This window comes from Mesorhizobium sp. M2C.T.Ca.TU.002.02.1.1 (genome assembly GCF_003997225.1).
The window spans coordinates 1-5,567 of sequence record NZ_RZTO01000399.1; the positions used below are offsets into that span (position 1 = coordinate 1).

The 5,567-nt window shown below is 65.2% G+C and carries 4 protein-coding genes and 1 pseudogene; 1 reads left to right on the plus strand and 4 read right to left on the minus strand.

The genetic code is table 11. The features are described 5' to 3' along the window. A partial coding sequence (locus tag EOD07_RS20395) for a (Fe-S)-binding protein (protein WP_164772380.1) occupies positions 1-1,168 on the plus strand: 1,168 nt, incomplete at its 5' end. A 24-nt stretch (positions 1,169-1,192) separates the two neighbouring features. Here EOD07_RS20395 and EOD07_RS20400 read toward each other — a convergent pair. The 4 genes and pseudogenes from EOD07_RS20400 to EOD07_RS20415 form a co-directional block, all read right to left on the minus strand. Then, complete coding sequence (locus EOD07_RS20400; RefSeq protein WP_127236748.1) at positions 1,193-2,293, minus strand: alcohol dehydrogenase family protein; 1,101 nt, start codon at positions 2,291-2,293, stop codon at positions 1,193-1,195. An 8-nt stretch (positions 2,294-2,301) separates the two neighbouring features. Continuing rightward, entirely contained in the window at positions 2,302-3,681 is a 1,380-nt protein-coding gene (locus EOD07_RS20405) for an aspartate aminotransferase family protein (protein ID WP_127236749.1), read from the minus strand. Positions 3,682-3,716: 35 nt separating this feature from the next. Further along, positions 3,717-5,210, minus strand: a complete 1,494-nt coding sequence (locus EOD07_RS20410) for an NAD-dependent succinate-semialdehyde dehydrogenase (RefSeq protein WP_127236750.1) — start codon at positions 5,208-5,210, stop codon at positions 3,717-3,719. Positions 5,211-5,440: 230 nt separating this feature from the next. Continuing rightward, positions 5,441-5,567, minus strand: a pseudogene (locus EOD07_RS20415) (IS481 family transposase); the annotation flags it as partial.

Consider the following 5,567-nt stretch of genomic DNA (forward strand, 5'->3'; position numbering starts at 1 on the left):
GTCCTGCACCGAATGCGGACGCTGCCAGGCGGTCTGCCCCGCCTACGCCTCGGGCCTGCCGCTCAGCCCGAAGATGCTGATCACCGATATGCGCGACGCGCTGGCGAACGATGCCTCGGGCCTTCTGGTCGGCGGCATCATCGCCGAAGAGACGCTGTGGGCCTGCACGACCTGCCGCGCCTGCATGGAGGCCTGTCCGGTCGAGATCGAGCATTTGCCCAAGATCATCGACATGCGGCGCCATCTTGTCGATGAAGGCCACGTCAGCCCCATGCTTCAGGATGCGCTGACGAACCTCACGCGTCTCGGGAACTCCATGGGGAAGCCGTCCAAGATGCGGGCGCGCTGGACTAAGGAGCTCGGCTTCCCGGTCAAGGACGCGCGCAGCGAACCGGTCGACGTGCTGTGGTTCGTCGGGGACTACGCGTCCTACGATCCACGCGTCCAGGACGTGACCCGCAAGGTCGCCAAGCTTTTCACGGCCGCCGGCGTCGATTTCGGCATCCTCTTCGATGCCGAGCGCAACAGCGGCAACGACGTGAGGCGCGCCGGCGAGGAAGGCCTGTTCGAGACGCTTGCCCAATCCAACATCGACGCGATCCGCGAATGCAGCTTCAACCGCATCGTCACCACGGACCCGCACAGCCTCAACGCGCTGAAGAACGACTACCGCCATTTTGGCGCAGAGTTCGAGGTGCTTCACTACACGGCGCTGCTCGCCGAGCTGATTGCGGCGGGCAAGCTTGACATCGCCCCGGCCGACGGCGCGTTGGTGACCTATCACGATCCTTGCTATCTCGGCCGCTACAATGGCGGCTTCGACGCGCCGCGCGACCTTATCAAGGCGGCGGGCTACACTCTTCACGACATGCCGCGCTGCCGCGAGAATTCCTTCTGCTGCGGCGCCGGCGGCGGCCGCATCTGGCAGGGCGATGACGGCGTCAAGGAACGGCCCAGCGAGAACCGCATCCGCGAGGCGCTCAGTCTCGGCGTCGACATGTTCGTCGTCGCCTGTCCCAAGGACAAGGTCATGTACACCGCCGCCACCGATGCGCTCGGCGTGGCAGGTCAGTTGAAGGTCGTCGACGTGGCCGAGCTGATCAGCCTCAGGGAAGCGCCCGCCGCTGAGGGTTTCGACCGGATCGAGGGCAGCGCGATCAACGGCTGACCGCGCCGGGCACTCTTTCCGGGGTCAGGCGCGGCTCCACATCGCGTCCGGCACCACCACCAGCTTGCCGACGAAGTCCTTGCCCATGAAGTCGGTCTGGGCGCGGTGGAAATCGGAAAGCTTGTAGACGCCCCCGACCAGCGGCTTGATCTTTCCTTCCTCGATGTAGCGCACGATGCGGCGGAAATCCGCCCGCGTGCCCTGGCTTGAGCCATTGAGCTGCAGCTGCTTCAGATACATGGTGCGCAGATCGAGCTGCACGACCGGACCGGCGATGGCGCCTGCCGTGGTGTAGCGGCCTTCGGGGCGCAGGATACGCAGGAGGTCGTTGAAGACGGCGCCGCCGACGAGGTCGGCGACCACGTCTATGGGCTGGCCACCGGTCGCTTCGTTGACGGCGGTGAGCAGGTCGGCCACGCCGCGCGTGATCACCTTCTCGGCGCCGATGTCGAGCACGGCCTGTTCCTTGCCTTTGCCGACGACGGCATAGGGAATGGCGCCGCGCGCCCTTGCCAATTGCACGATGCCGGAGCCGACGCCGCCCGAGGCGCCGGTGACCAGCACCCGCTCGCCGGCTTTCAGGGCGGCACGCTCAAGCATCTGCTCGCCGGTGAGATAGGCGCAGCAGAAGGTGGCCAGCTCGACATCGCTGAGCCCGGTGTCGACGACATGCGCGTTCTCGGCCGGCAGCGCCTGATATTCGGCATAACCGCCATCGCGGCCATGGCCCATATAGTCGATGTCGGCCAGCGAATCGTCGTCGCGGTTGTAGATGGAGAAATCGACCATGACGCGCTCGCCGATGCGGTCGTTGGATACGCCGTTACCGACCGCGACGATGGTGCCTACCGTGTCGGTGCCCTGGATGCGCGGGAAGGTGAGCGTGTTACCTTGCCGGCGCCAGGTCGACACGGCAGCCGCATCCTCCTCCGTACCATAGGCGCCCTGGCGCACCCAGACGTCGGTGTTGTTCATGCCACAGGCGCTGACCTTGACCAGCACCTCGCCGGCGGCCGGCGCGGGCACCTTCACATCGGTGCGGTAGACGAGCTTCTCCAGGCCGCCATGGCCCGTAAGCTGCACGGCGGCCATGGTGGCGGGAACGGTTCTGGTCATGGCATTCATATCGCTTCTCAGATGCTTGCCAACACGCTGTTCACCGCGTCGGCGGTCTTGGCGACGACGATGTCGGCCTCCTCGCGCGTCAGGCAGAGCGGCGGCGCGAAGCCGAGGATGTCGCCCTGCGGCATGGCGCGGCCGATGACGCCGCTGGCAGCCAGCGCCGTGGCGATCTGCGGCCCGACCTTCAGCGCCGGATCGAAGAAGACGCGGTCGTCGCGGTCCTTGACGAATTCGATCGCGGCCAGCATGCCGTCACCGCGCACCTCGCCGACATTCCGGTGCCCGCCGACGGCCTTGGCCAACTCTGCGCGGAAGTAGGCGCCGGTCTCGCCGGCATTCCGCACCAGGTCCATCTCGTCGATCAGCTCGAGATTGGCGACACCGGCGGCCACGCAGATCGGGTGCGCCGAATAGGTCCAGCCATGGCCGAGCGAGCCGAGCTTATCGGAGCCCTTGACCAGCACCTGCCAGACCTTGTCGGAAACGATAACGCCGGAAAGCGGCGCGTAGGCCGAGGTCAGCCCCTTGGCGATGGTGATCAGGTCCGGCTTGATGCCGTAATGATCGGAGCCGAACATGGTGCCGAGACGACCGAAGCCGGTCACCACCTCATCGGCGACGAGCAGCACGTCGTATTTATCCAGCACGGCCTGGATCTTCTGCCAGTAACCGGCTGGCGGCGGCACAATGCCGCCCGTGCCGAGGATCGGCTCGCCGATGAAGGCCGCGACCGTGTCCGGGCCTTCGGCAAGGATCATCTCTTCCAGCTTGTCGGCGCAATATTGCGAAAACTGCTGCTCGCTCATCGAGCGGTCGGCGCGGCGGAAATAATAGGGTGCCTCGGTGTGCAAGATCGGCGCGCGCGGCAGGTCGAAAGCGTTGTGGAACAACTCGAGCCCGGTCAGCGATCCGGTCATGACGCCGGAACCGTGGTAGCCGCGCCAGCGCGAGATGATCTTCTTCTTCTCCGGCCGTCCGAGGACGTTGTTGTAGTACCAGATCAGCTTGATGTTGGTCTCGTTGGCGTCGGAGCCGGAGAGGCCGAAATAGACTCTGCTCATGCCCTTCGGCGCGCGGTCGATGATCATCTTGGCCAGGGTGATCGAGGCCTCGGTACCGTGCCCGACATAGGCGTGGTAGTAGGCGAGATTCTTAGCCTGCTCGGCGATGGCATCGGCGATCTTCTGGCGGCCGTAGCCGACATTGACGCAATAGAGGCCGGCGAAGGCATCGATGCTCTTCTTGCCGGTGCTGTCCCAGACGATGACGCCTTCGCCGCCGGCCATGATGCGGGCTGGCGACTCACCCCGCGCGTGCGTGCCCATATGCGTCGAGGGATGGAAGAAGTGGTCGCGATCCCAGGCGGAGAGTTCGTTGGACTGTTCGAGCATTTTTTGACTCCTGACGAGAATGAGGCCTGCGTAGCTTAGGCTACATCGAGGCAGAGGTATTTGAGATCCGTAAAAGCTTCGAGCCCGTGGCGCGATCCTTCGCGGCCGATGCCGGACTGTTTGACGCCGCCGAACGGGATCGGCGCGCCGGTGATCTTGACGCGGTTGATCGCGACCATGCCGTACTCCAAGGCGCGGCCCATGCGCGCCTGCCGCGCGCCATTCTCGGTGACGACATAGGCGACCAGGCCATATTCGGTGGCGTTAGCCCGGGCGACGACTTCCGCCTCGTCGTCGAACGGCGTGACGGCGGCGACAGGGCCAAAGGTTTCCTCATGCATGATCAGAGCTTCGTCCGGCACGTCGACAAGCAGGGTCGGCTGGTGGAACAGCGGGCCGGCAGCGTGGCGCTTGCCGCCGGTCAGGCAGCGCGCGCCATGGGTAAGCGCATCGGCGACTTGCTCCTCGACCTTCTTGACCGCGCGCTCATGCATCAGCGGCCCGATATCGGCGTCCGCGGACAGGCCGTTGCCGATGCGGAGCCGCTCGATGCGGCGCGCGAAAGCGGCGCAGAAGCGGTCATAGATAGGCCGCTGCACATAGATGCGGTTGGCGGCGAGACAGTCCTGGCCGGAGGTGGCGAATTTGGCGTCGAGCGCGATCGTCACCGCCTTGTCGATGTCTGCGTCGTCGAAGACGATCAGCGGCGCATGCCCGCCGAGCTCCATGACCAAGCGTTTCATTGTCGGCGCACTCTGCGCGGCGATCAGCCGGCCGACTTCGGTCGAGCCGGTGAAGCTCATGGCGCGAACCCTGGCGTCGGCGCACATCGCGCCGACGATGGTGCGCGCATCGCCGGTGACGACGTTGAAGACCCCGGCCGGCAGGCCGGCGCGCTCGCCGAGCTCGGCCAGCGCCAGGGCCGACAGCGGTGTTTCGGAGGACGGATGCGCCACCACCGTGCAGCCGGCGGCAAGCGCGGCCGCGGCCTTGCGGGTGAGCATGGCCGACGGAAAATTCCAGGGCGTGACGACGCCGACCACGCCTAGCGGTTCGCGGCGCACCGACATCTCGGCATTCGGCAGATGGCTGGTGACGCTTTCGGCGTTGAGGCGTTTCGCTTCCTCGGCATACCACTCGACGAAGGAGGCTGCGTAATCGATCTCGCCCAGCGACTCCTTCAGCGGCTTGCCCTGTTCCAGCGTCATCAGCAGCGCCAGATCGTCCTTGGCGGCGATGATCAGATCGAACCATTTTCTTAAGGTCTTCGAGCGTTCCTGCGGCAGCGCCGAGCGCCAGGCGGGAAACGCACGGGACGCGGCGTTGATCGCCTTCGTCGTCTGGGCGGCATCGAGTGCCGCCACGAAGGCGACGGTGGCTCCGGTCGCCGGATCGGTGACTTCAAAACTTGCCGCCGCTTCGCTCGCTGTCCAATGGCCATCGACATAGGCGAGCGCGCGCAGCAGCCGGCGATCGGCGAGGCGGTCGAGCGCTTCATGGTGGTTGGTGCGGGCAAAATGCGCGGACATCAGTCGAGTCTCCCGGTGCCGAGGCGATATGGAGAGACTAGCCGCGCGATCGAGACAAAGAGGCTGTTTCGACGGTCCGATGTAGAGAGATTGTCTGTATTGGTCCGTAGGTGCGGACGATCTCTCTAGCTTGCAGGCCGGTGAGTGCCACCAAACGGTGAAAATTTGCCGAGCCTCCACAACGTCGTCATCCTGGAGCGAAGCAGGAGCGCAGCTCCGTCGCGAAGACCCTAGGTGTTTAGTCCCGGCATTTGATGGACCGGGTCGACCCTGAAGTGTTCGGGCTCTTGTTTCCAGATTTTGCAGATGAACTCATAAGGCGTGAGGCCTTTGAGCGACTTGAGCCTGCGTGCGAAA

Bases quoted from the DNA above. Each gene is read 5' to 3' on its own strand.
- EOD07_RS20405 (WP_127236749.1), bottom strand. From the start codon at position 3,681: ATGCTCGAACAGTCCAACGAACTCTCCGCCTGGGATCGCGACCACTTC.
- EOD07_RS20400 (WP_127236748.1), bottom strand. From the start codon at position 2,293: ATGAATGCCATGACCAGAACCGTTCCCGCCACCATGGCCGCCGTGCAG.
- EOD07_RS20410 (WP_127236750.1), bottom strand. From the start codon at position 5,210: ATGTCCGCGCATTTTGCCCGCACCAACCACCATGAAGCGCTCGACCGC.